Below are 21,499 nucleotides of genomic sequence, written 5' to 3' on the forward strand. Positions count from 1 at the left end.
CGAGTGCCGCAAGACCGGCGGCACAGGCCACCGGGTGCGCCGAATAGGTGTAGCCGTGGGGGAATTCCACGGCGTATTCCGGCGTCGGCTGGTTCATGAAGGTCTGGTAGATCTCGGAGCTGGCAATCACCGCGCCCATCGGAATCGCGCCGTTGGTGACTTGTTTGGCGATGCACATCAGGTCCGGGGTCACGCCGAAGCTCTCGGCGCCGAACATCGAACCGGTGCGGCCGAAACCGGTGATCACTTCGTCGAACACCAGCAGGATGTTGTGCTGATCGCATATCTCGCGCAGACGCTTGAGGTAACCCTGCGGCGGAACCAGTACCCCGGCAGAGCCGGCCATCGGTTCAACGAACACCGCAGCGATGTTGGAAGCGTCGTGCAGTTCGATCAACTTGAGCAGTTCATCGGCCAAAGCAATACCGCCCTGCTCCGGCATGCCACGGGAAAAGGCATTGCTCGCCAGCAGTGTGTGCGGCAGGTGATCGACGTCCATCATCGACTGGCCGAACAGCTTGCGGTTCCCGTTGACGCCGCCGAGGCTGGTGCCGGCGATGTTCACACCGTGGTAGCCACGGGCGCGGCCGATCATTTTAGTCTTGGTCGCCTGGCCTTTCAGGCGCCAGTAGGCACGGACCATTTTCACCGCAGTATCGGCGCACTCGGAACCAGAGTCGGTGAAGAACACATGGTTCAGATTGCCCGGGGTCAGCTCAGTGATTTTCTCTGCCAGTTGAAACGACAACGGATGGCCGTACTGGAAACCCGGCGAGTAATCGAGGGTGCCCAGCTGTTTCGAAACGGCTTCCTGAATTTCCTTGCGGGTGTGCCCGGCGCCGCAGGTCCACAGACCGGACAGCGAGTCGTAGATCTTGCGGCCCTTGTCGTCGAACAGCCAGCTGCCTTCAGCGCCGACGATCAAACGCGGGTCGCGCTGAAAGTTGCGGTTGGCGGTGTACGGCATCCAGTGCGCGTCCAGCTTCAGTTGGCTGGCCAGTGGCGACGGCGCGTTTTCAGGCATGTTCATCGGGCAAAACCTCGCAGGGCATAAGCGTCAGGGAGATGGAAAGCGTTGTTGCAGCTAAATTGCCACGGCGATAAAGTCGGTGAAATCCAACTCTTCTAACCTTCAGTTAGTTCATTGCTAAACAAAGAGAACAAGAAATGAGCAGCCGCCGCGCCGATCCGTTAGCCCAGGTCAGTGACTTTGATATCCGTTTGCTGCGGATTTTTCGCAGTGTCGTGGAGTGTGGCGGCTTCTCCGCAGCGGAAACCGTGCTCGGCATCGGCCGCTCGGCGATTAGCCAGCAGATGAGCGATCTGGAACAGCGCCTCGGCTTGCGCTTGTGCCAGCGTGGCCGGGCCGGGTTTTCCCTGACCGAGGAAGGTCGTGAGGTGTATCAATCAGCGCTGCAATTGTTGAGCGCGCTGGAGAGTTTCCGCACTGAGGTCAACGGCCTGCACCAACACCTGCGCGGCGAGCTGATCATCGGCCTCACCGACAACCTCGTCACCCTGCCGCACATGCGCATCACCCACGCCCTCGCGCAGTTAAAAGAACGCGGGCCGGATGTGCAGATCCAGATTCGCATGATTGCACCAAACGAAGTTGAACAAGGTGTGCTCGACGGGCGCCTGCACGTTGGCGTGGTACCGCAGGCCAGCGCCTTGTCGGGACTGGAATATCAGCCGTTGTACAGCGAGCGCTCGCTGCTGTATTGCGCGGTGGGTCATCCGCTGTTTTATGTCGACGACAAACAACTCGATGATCAACGCCTCGACAGTCAGGACGCGATTGCGCCGACCTTTCGTTTGCCGGCGGAGATTCAGGCGCATTATCAGGCGCTCAACTGCACCGCCAGTGCCTCTGACCGTGAAGGCATGGCGTTTCTGATTCTGACCGGGCGCTACATCGGTTACCTGCCGGATCACTACGCCAATCTTTGGGTACAGCAGGGGCGCTTGCGTGCGCTCAAGGCCGGCACGCGTTTTTACGATTTGAGTCTGGCATCGGTCACGCGCAAGGGGCGGCGCCCTCATTTGGTGCTGGAAAGTTTCCTCGAGAGTCTGGCCGCAACGCGATAGATAAGCGCGCAGAGCCCAGCCCGACTGGGCCTAATCGACAGAATCGAGGAATAACCTGAGCAAGTGGACAGGTTTTTGCAGAGAAGGGGTAACTCTCCTTCAAGAAGCCAAAGCCATGCAGCCAGATTCCGATTCGTCCAGTGAACTGATCTACGGCCTCAACGACCGCCCCAAACCACTCGCCGCCATTCTCGCCGCGCTGCAACACGTGCTCGCGAGTTTCGTCGGCATCATCACCCCGCCACTGGTGATCGGTTCCGCGCTCGGGCTGACCGCGCATCTACCGTACCTGATCAGCATGGCGCTGATGGTCTCGGGCGTCGGCACTTTTATCCAGGCGCGGCGACCGTTCGGCATTGGCGCGGGGATGATCTGTCTGCAAGGCACCAGTTTCGCGTTTCTCGGTGCGGTGCTGTCGGCCGGGTTTCTGGTCAAGCAGCGCGGCGGCAGCCCGGAAGATATCCTGGCGATGATTTTCGGCGTGTGCTTTTTCGGCGCAATCGTGCAGATTGTGCTCAGCCGCTTCATCGGTCAGTTGCGCCGAGTGGTGACACCGCTGGTGACCGGCATCGTCATCACGCTGATCGGCATCAGCCTGATCAAGGTCGGCATCACCGATCTGGGTGGCGGCTTCAACGCGCCGGACTTCGGCACGCCGGGCAATCTGGCCTTGGGCGTGTTCGTGCTGCTGACAATCATTCTGCTCAACCGCTCGAATACGCCGTGGGTGCGACTGTCGGCGATCATCATCGGACTGGTGCTCGGCAGTCTCGCTGCGTGGTTCAGCGGAAAATTGCTGCCACAGCCGTTGCCTGACTTGCCACTGGTGAGTTTTCCTACGCCGTTCAAGTTCGGATTCAACTTCGACTGGACGGCTTTCCTGCCGGTCGCGCTGATTTACCTGATCAGCACCATCGAAACCGTCGGCGACCTCACCGCCAATTGCATGCTTGCCCGCCAACCGATCAGCGGCCCTTCTTATATAAGCCGCTTGCGCGGTGGCGTGCTCGGTGACGGTGTGAGCTGCATGATCGCGGCGACCTTCAGCGCCTTCCCCAACACAACGTTCGCGCAAAACAACGGGGTGATCCAATTGACCGGTGTGGCCAGCCGCTACGTCGGCCTGTACATCGGCGCGATCCTGTTTTGCCTCGGCCTGTTCCCGATGATCGGCGCGGTGCTGCAACAGATTCCGAAACCGGTACTGGGCGGCGCAACGCTGGTGATGTTCGGCGCTGTGGCGGCGGCGGGCGTGCGCATTCTCGCGCATTCTCGCGCAGTCGCCGCTGGACCGGCGCAGCATGTTGATCATCGCCACTTCGTTCGGCGTCGGCCTCGGCATCGCCGCGCAACCGAACCTGCTGCACCTGCTGCCGAAACTGGTGCAGAACCTGTTCGACTCGGCGATCACCAGCGGCGGGCTGACGGCAATCGTCCTCTGTCTGTTGTTGCCGGAAGGCAAAACCGCTGAGACAAAAAGCCCCGCGTCATTGAACAAGATCGAACAGGCGTAACTGTTTTTCCGCGCCAGGACTTGTCGGATGCCTGTGGGTGCGCTATCAACGCAGCTGGTTGCACCCACAGACAATCCCGGAAGTGCCTATGACCTTTGAAGTCCCAGCCCACGGCGGCAAACCCGCCAGCCGCATTCGTCAGAAGAACGAAGAGACCATTCTCAAAGCCGCCGAAGACGAGTTCGCCCGTCACGGGTTCAAAGGCACCAGCATGAACACCATCGCGCAGAATGCCGGGCTGCCCAAGGCCAACCTGCATTACTACTTCACCAACAAGCTCGGTTTGTATGTAGCAGTGCTGAGCAACATCATCGAGTTGTGGGACAGCACCTTCAACACCCTCACTGCCGAGGATGACCCGGCCGAAGCGCTGACCCGCTACATCCGCGCGAAGATGGAGTTCTCCCGGCGCCAGCCACAGGCTTCGCGAATCTTCGCCATGGAAGTGATCAGCGGCGGCGAATGCCTGAGCGAATATTTCAATCAGGATTACCGCACCTGGTTCACCGGGCGCGCGGCCGTGTTTCAGGCGTGGATCGATGCGGGCAAAATGGACCCGGTCGACCCGGTGCACCTGATTTTCCTGCTGTGGGGCAGCACTCAGCATTATGCCGACTTCGCCACGCAGATCTGCCGCGTCACCGGGCGCAGCAAGTTGACCAAGCAGGACATGGAAGACGCCGGCAACAACCTGATCCGCATCATTCTCAAAGGCTGCGGCCTCACTCCTTCTCTATAAGACGTTTATGCCTTTCACCCTCAGCGGTTTTTGCGAGTACCGCGAAGAGATTCGCAAAAGCCGTTTCATCACTCTGGCGACGCCGATCAGCAGCCCCGCCGATGCGCAGGCGTTTTTCGAGCAGCAAAGCGATTTGAATGCCACGCACAATTGCTGGGCGTGGAAACTCGGCGCGCAATACCGCAGCACTGACGACGGCGAGCCGGGCGGCACGGCCGGGCGCCCCATTCTGGCGGCGATAGAAGCTCAGGATTGCGATCAGGTCGCGGTGCTGGTGATTCGCTGGTACGGCGGCATTCAACTGGGCACCGGCGGTTTGGCCCGGGCCTATGGCGGCGGCGCCAACAAGTGCCTGCAAGCGGCGCAGAAAGTCGAGCTGATCAGCCGCGTGCCGCTGACTTGCGCTTGCGGATTTGCCGAGTTGGCACTGGTGAAGTTGCGCGTGGCGGATCTCGGTGGATTGGTGGTGGAGGAAAACTTCACGGCCAATGGGGTGGAGTTGAAGTTGGCGGTGGGGCAAGCGCAGATCGACGTGTTGCAGGGTCAGTTGGCGGATCTGAGCCGGGGGCGGATTTTGTTGCAGCGTTGAGAGTGGAAGATCAAAAGATCGCAGCCTTCGGCAGCTCCTACAGGGGATCGCATTCCGATTGTAGGAGCTGCGGAACGCTGCGATCTTTTTTAGGGCATTCCCCAATTGGCGACTTGCCCACACCTGCTGTGCACCCGACTGTGGATAACCTGAGCACACACCGCTGTAACCCTTCTGTCATGCGGCTTTGCGCGATTTGTTCAATTTTCGTTCAATTGACCCGACGAAAGGGAAATCAAGAGTAAAAACAAACAGTTACCTTCGTTTATGACCATTAGAACAAAGCATCGCAGTGCTTATGCCCACCCTCGGCGCTTGCGCACAATTACTGTGGAGCAACCTGTGGATAAGCCGTTCATGACCGCCGCAGCCGCTGGATCTGTCTGGCTCCCAGGCAGTTGCTCGTTTTTTAACCAACTGCAAGCGGGCAAAACTGGAGCCTGTTCAATGACTTTGCGCTGAATTGGTGCTCGATTGAAAAACAAAACGCCCGCCGATGCGCTGCTGTCGGCACTTGCGGACTGGCTCCGCAAGCGTTCCTGACTCAATGGCCAGGAAATTGCTTTATCCACAGGCACAACTCAGTCAGTCGAGCCTGTCATGTCCATCGCCCCTTCCCCACCGCGCCTGCAACTGCGCCAGATCAGCAAACGCTACCCCGGATGTCTGGCCAACGATGCCATCGACCTGAGCATCGCGCCGGGTGAAATCCATGCCCTGCTCGGTGAAAACGGCGCGGGCAAAAGTACGTTGATGAAAATCATCTACGGGGTCACCCAGTGCGATAGCGGCGAAATGCTCTGGGAGGGGCAGCACGTGCAGATGCGCAACCCGGCGCAGGCGCGGCAGCTGGGCATTGGCATGGTGTTCCAGCATTTCTCGCTGTTCGAAACCCTCAGCGTCGCGCAGAACATTGCCCTGGCGATGGGCGCGGCGGCCGGCACGCCGAAGCAACTGGAGCCGAAGATTCGCGAAGTCTCGCGGCGTTACGGCATGGCGCTGGAGCCGGAGCGACTTGTCCACAGCCTGTCGATCGGCGAGCGCCAGCGGGTGGAAATCATTCGTTGCCTGATGCAGGACATCCGCCTGCTGATTCTCGATGAGCCGACCTCGGTGCTGACCCCGCAAGAGGCGGACGAATTGTTCATCACCCTGCGTCGCCTCGCCGACGAGGGCTGCAGCATTCTGTTTATCAGCCACAAGCTCGGTGAAGTGCGCGCCTTGTGCCACAGCGCCACGGTGCTGCGCGGCGGTCGGGTTGCCGGGCATTGCGTGCCCGCCGAATGTTCGGACCAGCAACTGGCGCAAATGATGGTCGGTGAAGCGGCGGCTTTGATTGGCGAGTATCCGAAGGTCAGCGGTGGCGCGGTGTTTCTGCAGGTGCAGGGTTTGAGCTGGCACAACCCGGACCCTTTTGGTTGCTCGCTGACAGACATCGACCTGCAAGTGCGCAGTGGTGAAATCGTCGGCATCGCCGGGGTCGCGGGCAATGGGCAGGATGAGTTGCTCGCCCTGCTCAGCGGCGAACAGCCCTTACCGCGCGCGCAGGCGGCGACCCTTCGCTTCGCAGAGCAAAACGTTGCCGATCTGCGCCCGGATGCGCGGCGCAAACTGGGTTTGGCCTTCGTGCCGGCCGAACGCCTTGGCCACGGCGCGGTTCCTGAGTTAAGTCTGGCCGACAACGCCCTGCTCAGTGCTTTTCAGCACGGGCTGGTCAGCCACGGGTTGATTCAACGCGGCAAAGTCGAAGCCCTCGCGCAGCAGATCATCCAGCGCTTCGGCGTGAAAACCCCGGACACGCAAACCGCCGCGCGCAGCCTGTCCGGCGGCAACTTGCAGAAATTCATCCTCGGCCGGGAAATTCTTCAGCAACCGAAACTGCTGATCGCTGCGCACCCGATCTGGGGCGTCGACGTTGGCGCCGCCGCCACCATCCATCGCGCGTTGATTGCCCTGCGCGATGCCGGCGCGGCGATTCTGGTGATTTCCGAAGACCTCGATGAGCTGTTCCAGATCAGCGATCGCCTCGGCGCGCTGTGCGGCGGGCGTCTGTCGGCGCTGCAAGATACTGGCGCTACACAACTGAGCGATGTCGGCGCGTGGATGGCCGGCCAGTTCGATCACTCACCTCGCGCCGCCTCGGTTTAACGGAGTTCCAACCATGCTGCTTTCTCTCGAACCCCGTGGCCAGCAATCGCGCCTGATGCTGTGGTGCTCGCCGTTATTGGCGGCGGCGCTGACCCTCGGCTGCGGCTCGCTGTTGTTCATCGCGCTGGGCCACGATCCGCTGCAAACCTTGCACACACTGCTGATCGCACCGGTCAGCGATTTGTATGGCGTGTCTGAATTGCTGGTCAAGGCGCTGCCGATTCTGCTCTGCGCACTCGGCCTGGCCGTGGCCTATCAGGCGCGGATCTGGAACATCGGCGCCGAAGGCCAACTTCTACTTGGCGCCTTGGCCGGCAGTGCTCTGGCAGTGAACGTTATCGACATGCAAAGTCGCTGGGCGCTGGTGCTGATTCTGCTGACCGGCACGCTGGCGGGCGCCGCATGGGCCGGGCTCACCGCATGGCTGCGCACGCGCTTCAACGCCAACGAAATCCTCACCAGCATCATGCTCAACTACATCGCGCTGAACCTGCTGCTGTTCTGCGTGCACGGGCCGTTGAAGGATCCGGCGGGCTTCAATTTCCCCGAGTCGGCGATGTTCGGCGACGCCAGTCGTTTGCCGCTGCTGCTGGAGGACGGCCGCGTGCATGCCGGGGTGTATTTCGCCCTGCTCGCGCTGGTTGCGGTGTGGGTGTTGTTGCAGAAAAGCTTCATCGGCTTCCAGATCAAAGTGCTCGGGCTGGACAAACGTGCGGCAGGTTTTGTCGGCTTTCGAGAGAAGCGCCTGATCTGGCTGGCGCTGTTGATCAGCGGTGCTCTGGCCGGGCTCGCCGGGGTCTGCGAAGTGACCGGGCCGATTGGCCAATTGGTGCCGCAGGTGTCGCCGGGCTATGGCTACGCGGCGATTACCGTGGCGTTTCTCGGGCGGCTCAACCCGCTCGGCATTCTGTTCTCCAGTCTGCTGATGGCGCTGCTGTACATCGGCGGCGAGAGCGCGCAGATGTCGCTCAATCTGCCGCAAGCGATCACCCAGTTGTTCCAGGGCATGATGCTGTTTTTCCTGCTCGCCTGTGACGTGCTGATTCTTTATCGGCCACGCCTGAAACTGCGCTGGACCCGGCGCGCCTCGACCCCTGCCGTAACCGCCGGAGCGCTGTGATGGATATCGATCTGTTGAGCAATATTTTCTACGCGATGGTCCGCTGCGGCACGCCGCTGTTGCTGGTGGCATTGGGTGAGTTGATCTGCGAGAAAAGCGGCGTCCTCAACCTCGGCCAGGAAGGCATGATGCTGTTCGGTGCGGTGATCGGTTTTATCGTCGCGCTGAACAGCGGCAACCTGTGGCTGGGTGTGCTGCTGGCGATGTTGGCCGGGATGTTGTTGTCGTCACTGTTTGCCCTGGTCGCGCTGGTGTTCAACGCCAATCAGGTGGCCACCGGTTTGGCCCTGACGATCTTTGGCGTCGGGCTTTCGACGTTTGTCGGCGCGGCATGGGTGGGTAAGCCGCTGGCGGGTTTCGAGCCTCTGGCGATTCCGTATCTGAGTGAGATCCCGCTGATCGGGCGGATGCTGTTTGCCCAGGATCTGCTGGTGTATCTGTCGTTCGCGCTGTTTGCGCTGGTGGCGTGGGTGATCATCAAAAGCCGTGTCGGCCTGATCATTCAGGCGGTCGGAGAAAACCCGGATGCGGCCAGCGCCATGGGCTTGCCGGTGCTGACCGTACGCACCTTGGCGGTGTTGTTCGGCGGAGCAATGGCCGGGCTGGCCGGGGCTTATCTGTCGCTGGCCTACACGCCGATGTGGGCGGAAAACATGACCGCAGGGCGCGGCTGGATCGCTCTGGCGCTGGTGGTGTTTGCCAGTTGGCGGGTGTGGCGGTTGTTGCTTGGGGCGTATCTGTTCGGCCTTGCCAGCATCCTGCACTTGGTGGCACAGGGGCTGGGACTGGCGATTCCTTCGAGCCTGCTGGCGATGCTGCCGTATGTGGCGACGATCTTGGTGCTGGTGTTGCTGTCCCGCGATGCCGTGCGCACTCGGTTGTATGCGCCGGTTTCGTTGGGGCAGCCGTTGCAATCGGGACATTAGTTGATGTCAGAGCGGGCCTCTTCGCGAGCAGGCTCGCTCCCACAGGGGATCTGAGTGAACGCGGGCAAATTTGGGAGCGAGCCTGCTCGCGAAGGCGTCCGCACGGGCAACACCTGGAGCACGACCCACAACAATTCCTGCTCAAACAATCTCGAGAAAGTCAGCGAGCCTGGAGTATGCTCCGGGGTCAAAGCCTGTTTTCGCCAAGCGCTGCAACTGTGGCTCGGTCAGGCGTGTCCATTGAATCCTGAATGCTGACTTTCAAGGAAACCCATCATGTCTCAGGCAAAAAACGCACTGATCATCGGCGCCTCCCGCGGCTTGGGCCTCGGTCTGGTGAAGACCCTGCTGGCCGATGGCTGGCAGGTCACCGCGACGGTGCGCAATCCGCAGAAGGCCGAGGCGCTGCAAGCGCTGGGTGACGTGCGCATCGAGAAGCTCGACATGGACGATCAGCAAGCGGTGATCGCTCTAAGCCAGAAACTCAAGGGCGAAACCTTCGATCTGTTGTTCGTCAACGCCGGGGTCAAAGGCCCGGACGTGCAGACGCCGGGCGGCGCGACACTGGCCGAGGTCGGGCAACTGTTTTTCACCAACGCGGTGGCGCCGATCAATCTGGCCCAGCGTTTCGTCGGGCAGATCCGCGACGGCAGCGGCGTGCTGGCGTTCATGAGTTCGGTGCTCGGCAGCGTGACCATGCCCGACGCGCCGGAGCTGGCGTTGTACAAGGCGAGCAAGGCGGCGCTGAATTCGATGACCAACAGTTTTGTCACGCAACTGGGCGAGCAGAAACTGACCGTACTTTCGCTGCACCCGGGCTGGGTGAAGACCGACATGGGCGGCGAAGGCGCCGATCTCGACGTCGAGACCAGCACCCGCGGGCTGATCGATCAGGTCAATGCGTTCACCGGCAAGGGCGGGCATCACTTCGTCAATTACAAGGGTGAAACCATTCCCTGGTAAGCACTGAAAATCCCGATGTGGGAGCGAGCCTGCTCGCGAATACGATCTGTCAGGTAAATCTGTATCGACTGACAGGACGCCTTCGCGAGCAGGCTCGCTCCCACAGGGGGATGATGGTGAATGGTCGGGTGGCGCTTGCCCGGCGCGGCGATTTGTTTGAAACTGCGCGCCTCGTCCTTCGCGGCGACCCTGGATCAGCAGACAGGGCAACACTGAGCTGGCAACCCTGAACCCAACTTTCAGAGGAGCCGGCCACAATGCCTGCGACCCGTACCTGGTTAAAAAACCCCCTCGCCATTTTCACCTCCAACGAGCTTGATGCCCGTGGCGGTCTAGTCGTGCAAGACGGTGTCATCGTCGAAGTGCTCGCTGCCGGTCAACAGCCGTCGGCGCCGTGCAATGAAGTGTTCGATGCCCGCGAGCATGTGATCCTGCCGGGCCTGATCAACACTCACCATCACTTCTATCAAACCCTGACCCGCGCCTGGGCGCCGGTGGTCAATCAGCCGCTCTTTCCGTGGCTGAAAACCCTGTACCCGGTATGGGCGAGGCTGACCCCGGAAAAACTCGCCCTCGCCACCAAAGTGGCGCTGGCCGAATTGCTGCTCTCGGGTTGCACCACCGCTGCCGACCATCACTATCTGTTCCCGGACGGTCTGGAAAACGCCATCGACGTGCAGGTCGATACGGTGCGTGAACTGGGCATGCGCGCCATGCTCACGCGCGGCTCGATGAGCCTTGGCGAGAAGGACGGCGGCCTGCCTCCGCAACAAACGGTGCAGGAAGGTCAGGTGATTCTCGATGACAGCCAGCGGCTGATTCACGAGTATCACGAGCGTGGCGACGGCGCGCAGATCCAGATCGCCCTGGCGCCATGTTCGCCATTTTCCGTGACCCCGGAAATCATGTCGGCCAGCGCTGATCTGGCGAACAAGCTCGATGTGCGTCTGCACACCCACCTCGCTGAAACCCTCGATGAAGAAGACTTCTGCCTGCAACGTTTCGGTCTGCGCACCGTCGATTATCTGGACAGCGTCGGCTGGCTCGGCCCGCGTACCTGGCTGGCCCACGGCATCCATTTCAACCCCGACGAAATCGCCCGCCTCGGCCAGGCCGGTACCGGCATCTGCCACTGCCCAAGCTCGAACATGCGCCTGGCGTCCGGCATCTGCCCGAGCATCGAGCTGACCGACGCCGGCGCGCTGTTCGGTCTAGGCGTCGACGGCTCGGCGTCCAACGATGCCTCGAACATGATCCTCGAAGCGCGTCAGGCGCTGTACATCCAGCGCCTGCGCTACGGCGCCGAAAAGATCACCCCGGAGCGCGTACTGGGCTGGGCGACCAAAGGTTCGGCGAGCCTGCTCGGCCGCACTGACATCGGCGAAATCGCCGTCGGCAAACAGGCGGATCTCGCGTTGTTCAAGCTCGATGAACTGCGCTTCTCCGGTAGCCATGATCCGATTTCGGCGCTGTTGTTGTGCGGCGCGGATCGGGCGGATCGGGTGATGATCGGGGGCAAGTGGCGTGTGGTCGATGGGCAGGTTGAAGGGCTGGACCTGAAAGGTTTGATCTCCGATCACAGCCAGGCGGCTCGCCAGTTGATCGCCGGGACCTGAGTCACCGCCGTTCAAAACTGTGGGAGCGAGCCTGCTCGCGAAGAGGGAGTGTCAGACAACATGTTTGTTGGATGACACACCGCTTTCGCGAGCAGGCTCGCTCCCACAGTTGTTTTGTGTGGGCTTAGAGACCAAGTAGCGACAGCATGATGAATGTGGCAAACAGTACAAAATGCGTCATGCCCTCAATGGCGTTGGTTTCGCCGTCATTGAGGTTGATCGCGCTGACGATCAGGGTGATGAAGATCATCACCGTCTGCACCGGGGTCATCGCCATTTGAAACGGCTGGCCGGTGTACAGCGCCATCGCTTCCATCACCGGCACGGTCAGAATCACCGTCGACAGTGACGCGCCCATCGCAATGTTGACCACCGACTGCATGCGATTGGCCAGTGCCGCACGCAGTGCAGTCAGAATCTCCGGCGCGGCGGAAATCGCTGCCACCAGAATCGCCGTGATCACCGGCGGCGCGCCCGTGCCTTCCAGGCCCAGATCGAGGGTCTTGGACATCACCTCGGCCAGTGCGCCGATGATCACCACCCCCGACACCAGAATGCCGACCGACAGCGCCAGGCTGACCGGCTTCGGCTCCTGCTCGACCGGCTCTTTCTTGCGACGTTTGTCCGGGTAGCTGTAGCTGAAAAAGTAACTGTGCGGGCCGACCTGCATGCGCAGGAACAGCGCGTAGAGCACCATCATTGCGCCAATGGTGAACGCCGAATACATCTTCCAGTTGGCCTCGGGAATGAACTCCGGGACCACCATCGACACGCCCATCGCGGTGAGAATCATCACGCTGTAGCTGCGCGCCGAATCGTCGTTGTAGGACTGCTCGCCGTGTTTGATCCCGCCCATCAAAGCGGCGAGGCCGAGGATGCCGTTGATGTCGAGCATGACCGCTGAATAAATCGTGTCGCGCACCAGCGTCGCCGAGGCTTCGTTGCTCATCATGATCGCCAGGATCACCACTTCGACCAGCACCGCCGAGAGCGTGAGGATCATCGTGCCGTAGGGGTCGCCGACCTTTTCCGCGAGCAGTTCGGCGTGATGAGCGACGCGCATCGAAGCGGCGACGATAAAGGCGATCAGCAGCAGACCGCCGCCCAGCGCGACGATCTGACCGCTGTGCAACAGCCAATGTTCCAGTGGATAAGCGACGCACGCGGCAAGGACTGCCAGCAGCAGAAAGCTTTCTTGTTTAAGGATCGAGAACATGGGGGGCCTTTTGCCGAAAAGAGCTGATGAAGCTACTGACTGCTGCGCGCCGCTAACGTTTCGTTACATCTTTGCGCACCACGCGATGGCAGCTGGATTCAGGCATGCACTTTTATTGGCCTTGCCGGCCTCTTCGCGAGCAGGCTCGCTCCCACATTGAAATGCGTCCCCTGTGGGAGCGAGCCTGCTCGCGAAGGCCGCACTGCGGTTGTGGATTATTTATTGTCCTGTTGGTCAGCAATTTGCATTGGCCCTGGGCACACACAACAAAATGGAGTTCGGGTTCATGCCAATACGTCCGCTGCACAAACTGCTGTACGCCGCCATCGGTCTGGGAATCAGCCTGAGCACCAGCGCTGCCGATCCGCTGAAGGTCGGTTTCGTCTACATCGGCCCGATCGGTGACCACGGCTGGACGTATCAGCACGAACAGGGGCGCAAGGCCCTGGCGGAAAAACTCGGCACGCAGATCACCACCAACTACGTGGAAAACGTCGCCGAGGGCGCCGACGCCGAGCGGGTGATCCGCAACATGGCCAAGGACAAATATGACCTGATCTTCACCACGTCTTTCGGCTACATGAACCCGACAGTGAAAGTCGCCAGGCAATTTCCCAAGGTCACTTTCGAACACGCCACAGGCTACAAGCAGGACAAGAACCTCGGCACCTACCTGGCGCGCACTTACGAGGGCCGTTACGTCGGCGGTTTCCTCGCGGCGAAGATGACCAAGACCAAGAAGATCGGCTATGTCGCCTCGTTCCCGATTCCGGAAGTGATCCGCGACATCAACGCCATCCAGCTGGCCTTGAACAAGTACAACCCTGGCACCGAAATCAAAGTGGTGTGGGTCAACTCCTGGTTCGATCCGGGCAAGGAAGCCGACGCCGCCAACGCGCTGATCGATCAGGGCGTCGACGTAGTGTTCCAGCACACCGACAGCCCGGCGCCGATCCAGGCTGCCGAACGGCGCGGCGTGTATGCCGTGGGCTATGCCTCGGACATGGCCCACTTCGGCCCGAAAGCCGTGCTGACCTCGATCGTCAACGACTGGGCGCCGCACTACATTCAGGCGACGCAGAGCGTGATCGATCACACCTGGAAATCCCAGGATTACTGGGGCGGGTTGAAGGAAGGCACGGTGGAACTGCCGATCAGCGATCTGGTGCCGGCGCCGGTGAAAGCCGAGGCCGAGCAGTTGATCGCTGACATCAAGAGCGGCGCGTTGCAGCCGTTTACCGGGCCGATCAAGGATCAGGCCGGTGTGGAAAAAATCCCCGCAGGCGTGAGCGCGACCAATGCGGAACTGGCGTCGATGAATTATTACGTTGAGGGCATGAAGGCCGAGATGCCGAAGTAGTCCCCCGATTCACCACACAAAACCCTGTGGGAGCGAGCCTGCTCGCGAAAGCGGTGTGTCATTAACAAAAATGTTGTCTGACACTCCGTCTTCGCGAGCAGGCTCGCTCCCACATTGGAAACACAGCGTATTCAAGGATTGTGTATGGATCAGCTTCCGATCATTGATATCAGCCCGCTCTATAGCGACGACGAAAACGCCTGGCCTGCGGTGGCCGAACAAATCGACCAAGCCTGTCGCGAGTGGGGCTTTTTCTACATCAAGGGCCATCCGATCTCGGCGCAGCGCATCGACGATCTGCTCGATCACGCCCAGCGCTTCTTTGCATTGCCAGCCGCAGAAAAACTCAAGATCGACATTACTCAGACCCGCCACCATCGCGGCTACGGTGCGATTGCCACCGAGCAACTGGACCCGGACAAACCCAGTGACCTCAAAGAAACCTTCGACATGGGCCTGCACCTGCCGGCCGAGCATCCCGAGGTGCTCGCGGAGAAACCTTTGCGCGGCCCCAATCGCCATCCGGCGCAACCCGGCTGGGAAGCCCTGATGGAGCAGCACTACCTCGACATGCAGGCGCTGGCGCAAACCCTGTTGCGGGCGATGACCATTGCGCTGGGCATCGAGCGCGACTTCTTCGATACGCGTTTTGTCGAACCGGTCAGCGTGTTGCGCATGATCCATTATCCGCCGCGTCACACCGCCAGCTCGGTCGAGCAGCAAGGCGCAGGTGCCCATACCGATTACGGCTGCATCACCCTGCTCTATCAGGACAGCGCCGGCGGTTTGCAGGTGAAGAACGTCAATGGTGAATGGATCGACGCGCCACCGATTGACGGCACGTTCGTGGTCAACCTCGGCGACATGATGGCGCGCTGGAGCAACGACCGTTATCGCTCGACGCCGCACCGGGTGATCAGCCCGCTGGGCGTGGATCGTTACTCGATGCCGTTCTTCGCCGAACCGCACCCGGACACGCGCATCGAATGCCTGCCCGGTTGCCAGGATGCACAGCACCCGGCGAAATATCCGACCACCACCTGTGCGCAATTCCTGCTGTCGCGCTTCGCCGATACCTATGCCTATCGTCGCGAGCAAGAGGTGGTTTGATCGATCACCTGGTCAGGTTTTGCCAATTGTTGCGGCCAGCCTCTGTAGAATGCCGGCATTGCACCTGATGAGAAAAGACTATGTACGACTGGCTCAACGCCCTGCCCAAAGCCGAACTGCACCTGCATCTGGAAGGTTCGCTGGAGCCTGAACTGCTGTTCGCCCTGGCCGAACGCAACAAGATCGCCCTGCCGTGGAGCGACGTCGAAACCCTGCGCAAGGCCTACGCCTTCAACAACCTGCAGGAATTTCTCGACCTGTATTACCAGGGCGCCGATGTGCTGCGCACCTCGCAGGATTTCTACGACCTGACCTGGGCCTACCTGCTGCGCTGCAAAGCACAAAACGTGATCCACACCGAACCGTTCTTCGATCCGCAGACCCACACCGACCGGGGTATCCCGTTCGAAGTGGTGCTCAACGGCATCGCCGCCGCGCTCAAGGATGGCGAGACGCAACTGGGCATCAGCAGCGGTTTGATCCTCAGCTTCCTGCGCCACCTCAGCGAAGACGAAGCGCAGAAAACCCTCGATCAGGCGCTGCCGTTCCGTGATGCGTTTGTCGCAGTCGGTCTCGACAGCTCCGAGATGGGCCACCCGCCGAGCAAGTTCAAACGCGTCTTCGATCGCGCCCGCGACGAAGGCTTCCTCACCGTCGCCCACGCCGGTGAAGAAGGCCCGCCGGAATACATCTGGGAAGCCATCGACCTGCTGAAAATCCAGCGCATCGACCATGGCGTGCGCGCGATCGAAGACGAGCGCCTGATGCAGCGGATCATCGACGAGCAGATTCCGCTGACCGTATGCCCGCTGTCGAACACCAAACTCTGCGTGTTCGATCACATGTCGCAGCACAACATCCTCGACATGCTCGAGCGCGGCGTGAAGGTCACGGTGAACTCAGATGACCCGGCGTATTTCGGCGGGTACGTGACCGAGAACTTCCATGCGCTGCACGAGCATCTGGGCATGACCCAGGATCAGGCCAAGCGCCTGGCGCAGAACAGCCTGGATGCGCGGTTGGTAAAACCTTAAGCAACACCGCAAAACCAATGTGGGAGCGAGCCTGCTCGCGAAGAGGGAGAATCAGTCAACATTTTCGTTGAATGAAACACCGCTTTCGCGAGCAGGCTCGCTCCCACATTCATATCGATTTTCACTCGGTAAGCTCTTCCAGGGTCTTGCCCCGCGTCTCCATCCCGAACAACCACACCACGCCCGCCGCAATCGCGAAGCACGCCGCGCCGAGCGCGAACACCCCGCCCTGCCCGGTAATCGGGAACACCAGCCCGGTCACCAGTGGCCCGAGCAGCGAGCCGACGCGGCCGATCGCCGAGGCGAATCCCGAGCCGGTTGCCCGTGCCGAAGTCGGGTACAGCTCCGGCGTGTAGGTGTAGAGCACCGCCCACATGCCGAAGAGGAAAAACTGCATCAACAATCCGGTGCCGATCAGCAGCGCCATGTTGCCGCCGAACACCGCGCTCTGCCCATACAGAAACGCCATCACCCCGCCGCCGAGCAGGGTGACGATGCACACCGGTTTGCGCCCCCAACGCTCGACCAGCCACGCCGCCATGAGGAAGCCGGGAATCCCGCCGAGCGAGATCAGCACCGTGTAATACACCGATTGCGTCACGGCGAAACCCGACTGCTGGAGCAATGCGCTGAGCCAGGAAGTCAGCCCGTAGAAACCCAACAATGCGAAGAACCACAGACTCCAGATCATCGTCGTGCGCTGGCGATATTGCGGCGACCAGATCTGCTTGAGTGCCGAGAAGAAATTACCCGGTGGCGTCACCGTGCGTGGCAAACGAACCGGTTCCGGTAACGCCGCACCGCCCAGCGAAGCACGCACCCGCGCTTCGATGCCGTTCAACACCTTGTCCGCGTCGGCGTCGCGCCCGGCCTGTTCCAGCCAGCGCGGCGACTCAGGGATGAAAAAGCGGATTGCCAGAACAAACACCGCAGGCACCGCCAGTACCAGGAAGATATCGCGCCAGCCAATCAGCGGCAGCAGGAAGTACGAGAGAACGCCCGCCGCGACAAAACCCAGCGGCCAGAAGCCGTCCATCAGGGCGATGTAGCGCCCGCGTCGTTGCGCCGGAATCAATTCCGACAGCATCGACTGTGCGATGGGAAACTCCATGCCCATGCCGATTCCGAGCAGGATGCGAAACAGCGTCAGCGTCTCCACCGTCTGCGCCGTCGAACACAGGTAACTGGCCACGCCCCACAACACGATGCTCCACTGAAACACCGGTTTGCGCCCGAAGCGGTCGGCGAGCATTCCCGACAGCGACGCCCCGAGCACCATGCCGAAGAAGCTCGAACTGGCCAGCAGCCCTGCCTGTGCACTGCTCAGGCCGAACTCGGCTTTGATCGAGCCGAGCAGGAAAGTCATCATCGCCAGATCCATGGAATCGAAGAAAAACGCCAAGGCAATGATGATGAAAATGACGCGGTGATAACCGCTGAGCGGCAGCCGTTCCAGGCGCTCAGCCGCACTAAAGCGTTGTGTATTCATGTTGTGCTCCCCCATCCGGAAAATCCCCGGATCGAGTGTGCGTCATGGTCATTCAGAGGTCGTACTGGATGCGACCTGTTCACAGCCGTGGACGACGTCTGCCTTCAGCTCATCGCCGAGCAACGCTCTAGAACGCTGTTTCCAGCTCGGTTTCCTTGGCAAAGCGATGGATTTCGCGCTGGCCGGTGGCGGTCAACTGCAAGGCGCGGGAATCGTTGGGCAAGGTCAGCCAGCCGGACTGCATGAACAACTGCAATAGCGCCGCGCCCAGTGAGCCGCCCATGTGCGGACGACGCTCGCTCCAGTCCGGGCAGGCGCAGGCGACCTGCACGTTGCGATGGGCCAGAGCCTGGATGAATACTCCGCGCTGGGCCAGTCGGGTGGAGCCCTTGTGCGTCACCACCACCCGCTGCTCAAGCTGTTCGATCCAGCCGGCATCGAGCAGGCGCTGATACAGGTCGGCCGCCAGGGTACCGCCCAGATGATCGTCGCAGAACCGCGCGCGCAACAGCGAGGACGGCGCCGCCTGTGGTCTGACCATGGGAGCCGTGCGTTTCAGCGCATCAGGGATTTGCCGTGGCGCGCTGGCAATGGTGGCGCTGGCCAGTGCTTCGATCGCCGCGCCGATTTCCGGTGCCGCCAGGCGAAAGAAGCGTTTGCGCCCACGCATTTCGATGTTCAACAGCCCCCCTGCGGACAGGCGTCCCAGATGCGCACTGGCCGACGACGGCGAGAGCCCGGCCAGCAGCGCCAGCTCTTCGGCTTGCCGGGCCGAGCCATCCATCAACGCCCACATCATCGCGCTGCGCTTGGGGTCGGCCAGCAATGTCGCGATCTGGCTGATGCACGGTGCATGTTCCATATGTTCACTCCCTGTTGAATCGTATCGTCTACCGCTCGGAGACATCCTGGCCGGTTATGGGGCATCGGCCAACACGCGAAAATCGCCCGGGATCGGTGGCAAGGGATGCCACCGACACCAGCTGCTCCGGCACACAACCTGGCAGCAGAAGTAGCAACCGTCACCAAAAGCCGGCAACGCGTTACGGGGTCTGCGCGCCGGGTGTCAGTGCAGGCATGAGGCGGGCGCTAGTATAAGCGGGTTAAGCCAGACGTCCTGCGCCTGGGCCTGGGCAGGTGGCGATTGTTCCTGACAGAAATTTCTCTAATTGCCTGCGACTAATGATCAACTTTGAGGAAACCGGGAAATTGGCTACTCAATTCGGCGCATCGGCTGGCGAGCATCTCCCTCAGCAGGTTCACCGGCTTACTCAATTGTGCGCGATGGGCGCACAACAGATTCAGCGGTGCGCGCTCACACAGCAGTTCCGGCATCAGCACTTTGAGGCGTCCGGCGAGCACATCGGTGCCGACGTCCAGCCAGGATTTGTAGGCGATACCGGTACCGGCCAGCGCCCATAGCCGCACGACGTCAGCGTCATCGCTGAAGCGGTCGCCACTCACGGTCAGGCCGACTTCGCGTTTGCCATCGTGAAAACTCCAGTGGTCGTGGACGCGGCTGCCGAGCATGTACAAAAGGCAGTTGTGCTGGGCCAGTTGCTCGAGCTGGCGCGGTTCGCCATGCCGGGCCAGATAGTCCGCAGATGCGCACAACACGCGGCGATTGTGTGGCGCGATGGGCAAGGCGATCAGGCTGGAATCTTCCGGCTCGCCGTAGCGCAGGGCGATGTCCACCGGTTGCCGGAACAGGTCGGCGATGCGGTCGCCAAGTAACAGGCGCACCGTCAGTTTCGGGTGTTCACGCTGGAACGCGTCGAGCCACGGCAGCAGCAGATTGCGGCCGAAGTCCGAGGGTGCTGACAGTTGCAGAATTCCGCTGACCTGATCCTGTCCGCTGGCGAGCAGTCGACGGCCTTCGTCGAGATTGCTCAGGGCGGCGCGGGCATATTCGAGGAAGCCTTCGCCCTCAGCGGTCAGGCGCAGGCTGCGGGTCGACCGCGCCAGCAGCCGTGCACCGAGTTGCTGCTCGATGCGCTTCAAGGCCGCGCTGGCCACCGCAGCGGACATGTCCATCACCCGTGCCGCCGCCGACAGGCTGCCCAGATCCGCCGCGCGAACAAACAACTGCAAGTCATCAAAACGCAGCATGCGCAGCCTCGATTATCAAAAAAATATTGAAAGAGACTGCTCTTTTAGCCGGTTTTATCGCGCAGAGAAATAGCCAATGATGGCCTCCAACAAATTCATCCCGATTCTCTGGAGTCCGCGCATGTCACAGCCCTTTACCGCTATTGCTACTCTGACCGCCAAGCCCGGCCAGCAGGACGTTCTCGAACAGGCGCTGCGTGCCCTCGTCGAACCGAGCCGCGCCGAGCCCGGTTGTGGCCAGTACGACCTGCACCGCGACCTTGCCGATCAACAGGTTTTTTATGTGATCGAACAGTGGGCCAGTGACGAGATTCTTGAGGCGCACAACGCCAGCGCGCATTTTCAGAAGTTTCAGGCCAGCGCCGGCCACACCATCGAACACTTCCAGCTCAAACGCCTCGGCAAAATTGCCTGATTCCTCCTTCTATCAACTGTACGGAGCCACTTATGAAAGCCATTGCCTATTACGCGTCCCTGCCGATCAGCGACGCCAAGTCCCTGCAAGACATTGAACTGCCAGAACCGGTTGCCGGCCCGCGCGACCTCTTGGTGGAGGTCAAAGCCATCTCGGTCAACCCGGTCGATACCAAAGTGCGGCAGAACGTGACGCCGGAAAACGGCGCGGCGAAAGTGCTGGGCTGGGACGTTGCCGGTGTGGTCAAGTCGGTCGGCAGCGACGTCACCCTGTTCAAGGCCGGTGACAAGGTGTTCTACGCCGGTTCGATTGCCCGGGCCGGTGGCAATAGCGAGTTGCACGTGGTTGATGAGCGCATCGTCGGTCACATGCCCAAGTCGCTCGGTTTTGCCGAAGCCGCTGCGCTGCCGCTGACCGCGATCACTGCGTGGGAATTGCTCTTCGAGCGCCTGCAAATCAGCGAGGGCAGCAACGATGACGGCCAGAGCCTGCTGATCGTTGGTGCGGCGGGCGGCGTGGGTTCGATCCTCACTCAATTGGCCAAGCAATTGACCGGCCTGAAAGTCATCGGCACTGCCTCCCGTGCGCAAACCCGTGACTGGGTCAGCGCACTCGGTGCCGATCTGGTCATCGATCACAGCCAGCCGCTGAGCGAAGAATTGAAACGCGCAGGCATCACCAGCGTGACCCACGTCGCCAGCCTGACCCAGACCGACCAGCATCTGGCACAACTGGTCGAAGCCCTCGCGCCGCAAGGCAAACTGGCGCTGATCGACGATCCGAAGTCCCTCGACATCAGCCTGCTCAAGCGCAAGAGCCTGTCGCTGCACTGGGAGTTCATGTACACCCGCTCGTTGTTCGAAACGCCGGACATGATCGAACAGCACAAGCTGCTCAACCGCGTTGCCGAGCTGATTGACGCCGGCACTTTGAAGACCACCCTGGGCGAGCACTTCGGTGTGATCAACGCCGCCAACCTGCGCCGCGCCCATGAACTGCTGGAAAGCGGCAAGGCCAAGGGGAAAATTGTTTTAGAAGGTTTCTAAAAAATAAAGCCTCGCAA

The 21,499-nt window shown here is 61.0% G+C and carries 18 protein-coding genes and 1 pseudogene (1 of these 19 running past the window's edge); 14 read left to right on the plus strand and 5 right to left on the minus strand.

Annotation, left to right across the window (positions count from 1 at the left end):
- A protein-coding gene (gene aptA, locus KVG85_RS16915; protein ID WP_217864425.1) for an omega-aminotransferase AptA crosses the window boundary here: on the minus strand, nucleotides 1-1,030 show its 5' portion. It extends 320 nt beyond the left edge of the window; only the first 1,030 of its 1,350 coding nucleotides appear in the window; it begins with the start codon at nucleotides 1,028-1,030; its stop codon lies off the left edge, out of view.
- Between the two features lie 137 nt (nucleotides 1,031-1,167).
- Here aptA and KVG85_RS16920 point away from each other — a divergent pair, with 137 nt between their 5' ends.
- The 9 genes and pseudogenes from KVG85_RS16920 (at nucleotide 1,168) to KVG85_RS16960 (ending at nucleotide 11,703) form a co-directional block, all read left to right on the plus strand.
- Nucleotides 1,168-2,088, plus strand: coding sequence for a LysR family transcriptional regulator (locus KVG85_RS16920; RefSeq protein ID WP_016771807.1), 921 nt, complete (start codon nucleotides 1,168-1,170; stop codon nucleotides 2,086-2,088).
- 115 nt (nucleotides 2,089-2,203) lie between these two features.
- Nucleotides 2,204-3,602 (plus strand): annotated as a pseudogene (locus KVG85_RS16925) (uracil-xanthine permease family protein).
- Nucleotides 3,603-3,690: 88 nt separating this feature from the next.
- The gene (locus KVG85_RS16930) at nucleotides 3,691-4,341 is read left to right on the plus strand and encodes a TetR/AcrR family transcriptional regulator (RefSeq protein ID WP_016771809.1); all 651 of its coding nucleotides are present in this window, start codon (nucleotides 3,691-3,693) and stop codon (nucleotides 4,339-4,341) included.
- A gap of 7 nt (nucleotides 4,342-4,348) precedes the next feature.
- On the plus strand, nucleotides 4,349-4,930 hold the full coding sequence (locus KVG85_RS16935; RefSeq protein ID WP_217864426.1) for an IMPACT family protein: 582 nt from the start codon (nucleotides 4,349-4,351) through the stop codon (nucleotides 4,928-4,930).
- Nucleotides 4,931-5,530: 600 nt separating this feature from the next.
- Complete coding sequence (locus KVG85_RS16940; RefSeq protein ID WP_217864427.1) at nucleotides 5,531-7,078, plus strand: ABC transporter ATP-binding protein; 1,548 nt, start codon at nucleotides 5,531-5,533, stop codon at nucleotides 7,076-7,078.
- A gap of 13 nt (nucleotides 7,079-7,091) precedes the next feature.
- Nucleotides 7,092-8,198: an ABC transporter permease gene (locus KVG85_RS16945; protein ID WP_095180878.1), complete on the plus strand. Its 1,107-nt coding sequence runs from the start codon at nucleotides 7,092-7,094 to the stop codon at nucleotides 8,196-8,198.
- Nucleotides 8,198-9,124 carry an ABC transporter permease gene (locus KVG85_RS16950; protein ID WP_217864428.1) on the plus strand — a complete coding sequence of 309 codons (927 nt, stop codon included), beginning with the start codon at nucleotides 8,198-8,200 and terminating at the stop codon, nucleotides 9,122-9,124. The genes KVG85_RS16945 and KVG85_RS16950 overlap by 1 nt, the downstream gene beginning before the upstream one ends.
- A 276-nt stretch (nucleotides 9,125-9,400) precedes the next feature.
- Entirely contained in the window at nucleotides 9,401-10,087 is a 687-nt protein-coding gene (locus tag KVG85_RS16955) for an SDR family oxidoreductase (protein ID WP_217864429.1), read from the plus strand.
- 257 nt (nucleotides 10,088-10,344) lie between these two features.
- Nucleotides 10,345-11,703 carry an 8-oxoguanine deaminase gene (locus KVG85_RS16960; RefSeq protein ID WP_217864430.1) on the plus strand — a complete coding sequence of 453 codons (1,359 nt, stop codon included), beginning with the start codon at nucleotides 10,345-10,347 and terminating at the stop codon, nucleotides 11,701-11,703.
- A 124-nt stretch (nucleotides 11,704-11,827) separates the two neighbouring features.
- Here KVG85_RS16960 and KVG85_RS16965 read toward each other — a convergent pair whose 3' ends face one another.
- Nucleotides 11,828-12,919: a calcium:cation antiporter gene (locus KVG85_RS16965; RefSeq protein ID WP_217864431.1), complete on the minus strand. Its 1,092-nt coding sequence runs from the start codon at nucleotides 12,917-12,919 to the stop codon at nucleotides 11,828-11,830.
- Nucleotides 12,920-13,205: 286 nt separating this feature from the next.
- On the opposite strand from KVG85_RS16965, the gene KVG85_RS16970 reads away from it, so the two are divergent.
- The 3 genes from KVG85_RS16970 (at nucleotide 13,206) to KVG85_RS16980 (ending at nucleotide 16,423) form a co-directional block, all read left to right on the plus strand.
- Entirely contained in the window at nucleotides 13,206-14,279 is a 1,074-nt protein-coding gene (locus tag KVG85_RS16970) for a BMP family ABC transporter substrate-binding protein (RefSeq protein WP_217864432.1), read from the plus strand.
- Between the two features lie 144 nt (nucleotides 14,280-14,423).
- On the plus strand, nucleotides 14,424-15,389 hold the full coding sequence (locus KVG85_RS16975; RefSeq protein WP_217864433.1) for a 2-oxoglutarate and iron-dependent oxygenase domain-containing protein: 966 nt from the start codon (nucleotides 14,424-14,426) through the stop codon (nucleotides 15,387-15,389).
- 80 nt (nucleotides 15,390-15,469) lie between these two features.
- Nucleotides 15,470-16,423, plus strand: coding sequence for an adenosine deaminase (locus KVG85_RS16980; RefSeq protein ID WP_024011466.1), 954 nt, complete (start codon nucleotides 15,470-15,472; stop codon nucleotides 16,421-16,423).
- A gap of 121 nt (nucleotides 16,424-16,544) precedes the next feature.
- On the opposite strand, the gene KVG85_RS16985 is transcribed toward KVG85_RS16980, so the two are convergent.
- The 3 genes from KVG85_RS16985 to vimR form a co-directional block, all read right to left on the minus strand.
- On the minus strand, nucleotides 16,545-17,912 hold the full coding sequence (locus KVG85_RS16985) for an MFS transporter (RefSeq protein WP_217864434.1): 1,368 nt from the start codon (nucleotides 17,910-17,912) through the stop codon (nucleotides 16,545-16,547).
- 127 nt (nucleotides 17,913-18,039) lie between these two features.
- The gene (locus KVG85_RS16990; protein ID WP_016771819.1) at nucleotides 18,040-18,774 is read right to left on the minus strand and encodes an ArsR/SmtB family transcription factor; all 735 of its coding nucleotides are present in this window, start codon (nucleotides 18,772-18,774) and stop codon (nucleotides 18,040-18,042) included.
- A 317-nt stretch (nucleotides 18,775-19,091) separates the two neighbouring features.
- A complete protein-coding gene (gene vimR, locus KVG85_RS16995) occupies nucleotides 19,092-20,021 on the minus strand; it encodes a transcription regulator VimR (protein WP_217864435.1) in 930 nt (309 codons plus the stop codon).
- Between the two features lie 121 nt (nucleotides 20,022-20,142).
- On the opposite strand from vimR, the gene KVG85_RS17000 reads away from it, so the two are divergent.
- Together KVG85_RS17000 and KVG85_RS17005 are read left to right on the plus strand one after the other, a co-directional pair.
- A complete protein-coding gene (locus KVG85_RS17000; RefSeq protein ID WP_122611296.1) occupies nucleotides 20,143-20,436 on the plus strand; it encodes a putative quinol monooxygenase in 294 nt (97 codons plus the stop codon).
- Between the two features lie 32 nt (nucleotides 20,437-20,468).
- Complete coding sequence (locus KVG85_RS17005) at nucleotides 20,469-21,482, plus strand: zinc-binding alcohol dehydrogenase family protein (RefSeq protein ID WP_217864436.1); 1,014 nt, start codon at nucleotides 20,469-20,471, stop codon at nucleotides 21,480-21,482.
- Nucleotides 21,483-21,499 lie beyond the last annotated feature (17 nt).

This window comes from Pseudomonas triticicola (genome assembly GCF_019145375.1).
Lineage (GTDB): Bacteria > Pseudomonadota > Gammaproteobacteria > Pseudomonadales > Pseudomonadaceae > Aquipseudomonas > Aquipseudomonas triticicola.

Bases quoted from the DNA above. Each gene is read 5' to 3' on its own strand.
- KVG85_RS16920 (WP_016771807.1), top strand. From the start codon at position 1,168: ATGAGCAGCCGCCGCGCCGATCCGTTAGCCCAGGTCAGTGACTTTGAT.
- KVG85_RS16930 (WP_016771809.1), top strand. From the start codon at position 3,691: ATGACCTTTGAAGTCCCAGCCCACGGCGGCAAACCCGCCAGCCGCATT.
- KVG85_RS16935 (WP_217864426.1), top strand. From the start codon at position 4,349: ATGCCTTTCACCCTCAGCGGTTTTTGCGAGTACCGCGAAGAGATTCGC.
- KVG85_RS16940 (WP_217864427.1), top strand. From the start codon at position 5,531: ATGTCCATCGCCCCTTCCCCACCGCGCCTGCAACTGCGCCAGATCAGC.
- KVG85_RS16945 (WP_095180878.1), top strand. From the start codon at position 7,092: ATGCTGCTTTCTCTCGAACCCCGTGGCCAGCAATCGCGCCTGATGCTG.
- KVG85_RS16950 (WP_217864428.1), top strand. From the start codon at position 8,198: ATGGATATCGATCTGTTGAGCAATATTTTCTACGCGATGGTCCGCTGC.
- KVG85_RS16955 (WP_217864429.1), top strand. From the start codon at position 9,401: ATGTCTCAGGCAAAAAACGCACTGATCATCGGCGCCTCCCGCGGCTTG.
- KVG85_RS16960 (WP_217864430.1), top strand. From the start codon at position 10,345: ATGCCTGCGACCCGTACCTGGTTAAAAAACCCCCTCGCCATTTTCACC.
- KVG85_RS16965 (WP_217864431.1), bottom strand. From the start codon at position 12,919: ATGTTCTCGATCCTTAAACAAGAAAGCTTTCTGCTGCTGGCAGTCCTT.
- KVG85_RS16970 (WP_217864432.1), top strand. From the start codon at position 13,206: ATGCCAATACGTCCGCTGCACAAACTGCTGTACGCCGCCATCGGTCTG.
- KVG85_RS16975 (WP_217864433.1), top strand. From the start codon at position 14,424: ATGGATCAGCTTCCGATCATTGATATCAGCCCGCTCTATAGCGACGAC.
- KVG85_RS16980 (WP_024011466.1), top strand. From the start codon at position 15,470: ATGTACGACTGGCTCAACGCCCTGCCCAAAGCCGAACTGCACCTGCAT.
- KVG85_RS16985 (WP_217864434.1), bottom strand. From the start codon at position 17,912: ATGAATACACAACGCTTTAGTGCGGCTGAGCGCCTGGAACGGCTGCCG.
- KVG85_RS16990 (WP_016771819.1), bottom strand. From the start codon at position 18,774: ATGGAACATGCACCGTGCATCAGCCAGATCGCGACATTGCTGGCCGAC.
- vimR (WP_217864435.1), bottom strand. From the start codon at position 20,021: ATGCTGCGTTTTGATGACTTGCAGTTGTTTGTTCGCGCGGCGGATCTG.
- KVG85_RS17000 (WP_122611296.1), top strand. From the start codon at position 20,143: ATGTCACAGCCCTTTACCGCTATTGCTACTCTGACCGCCAAGCCCGGC.
- KVG85_RS17005 (WP_217864436.1), top strand. From the start codon at position 20,469: ATGAAAGCCATTGCCTATTACGCGTCCCTGCCGATCAGCGACGCCAAG.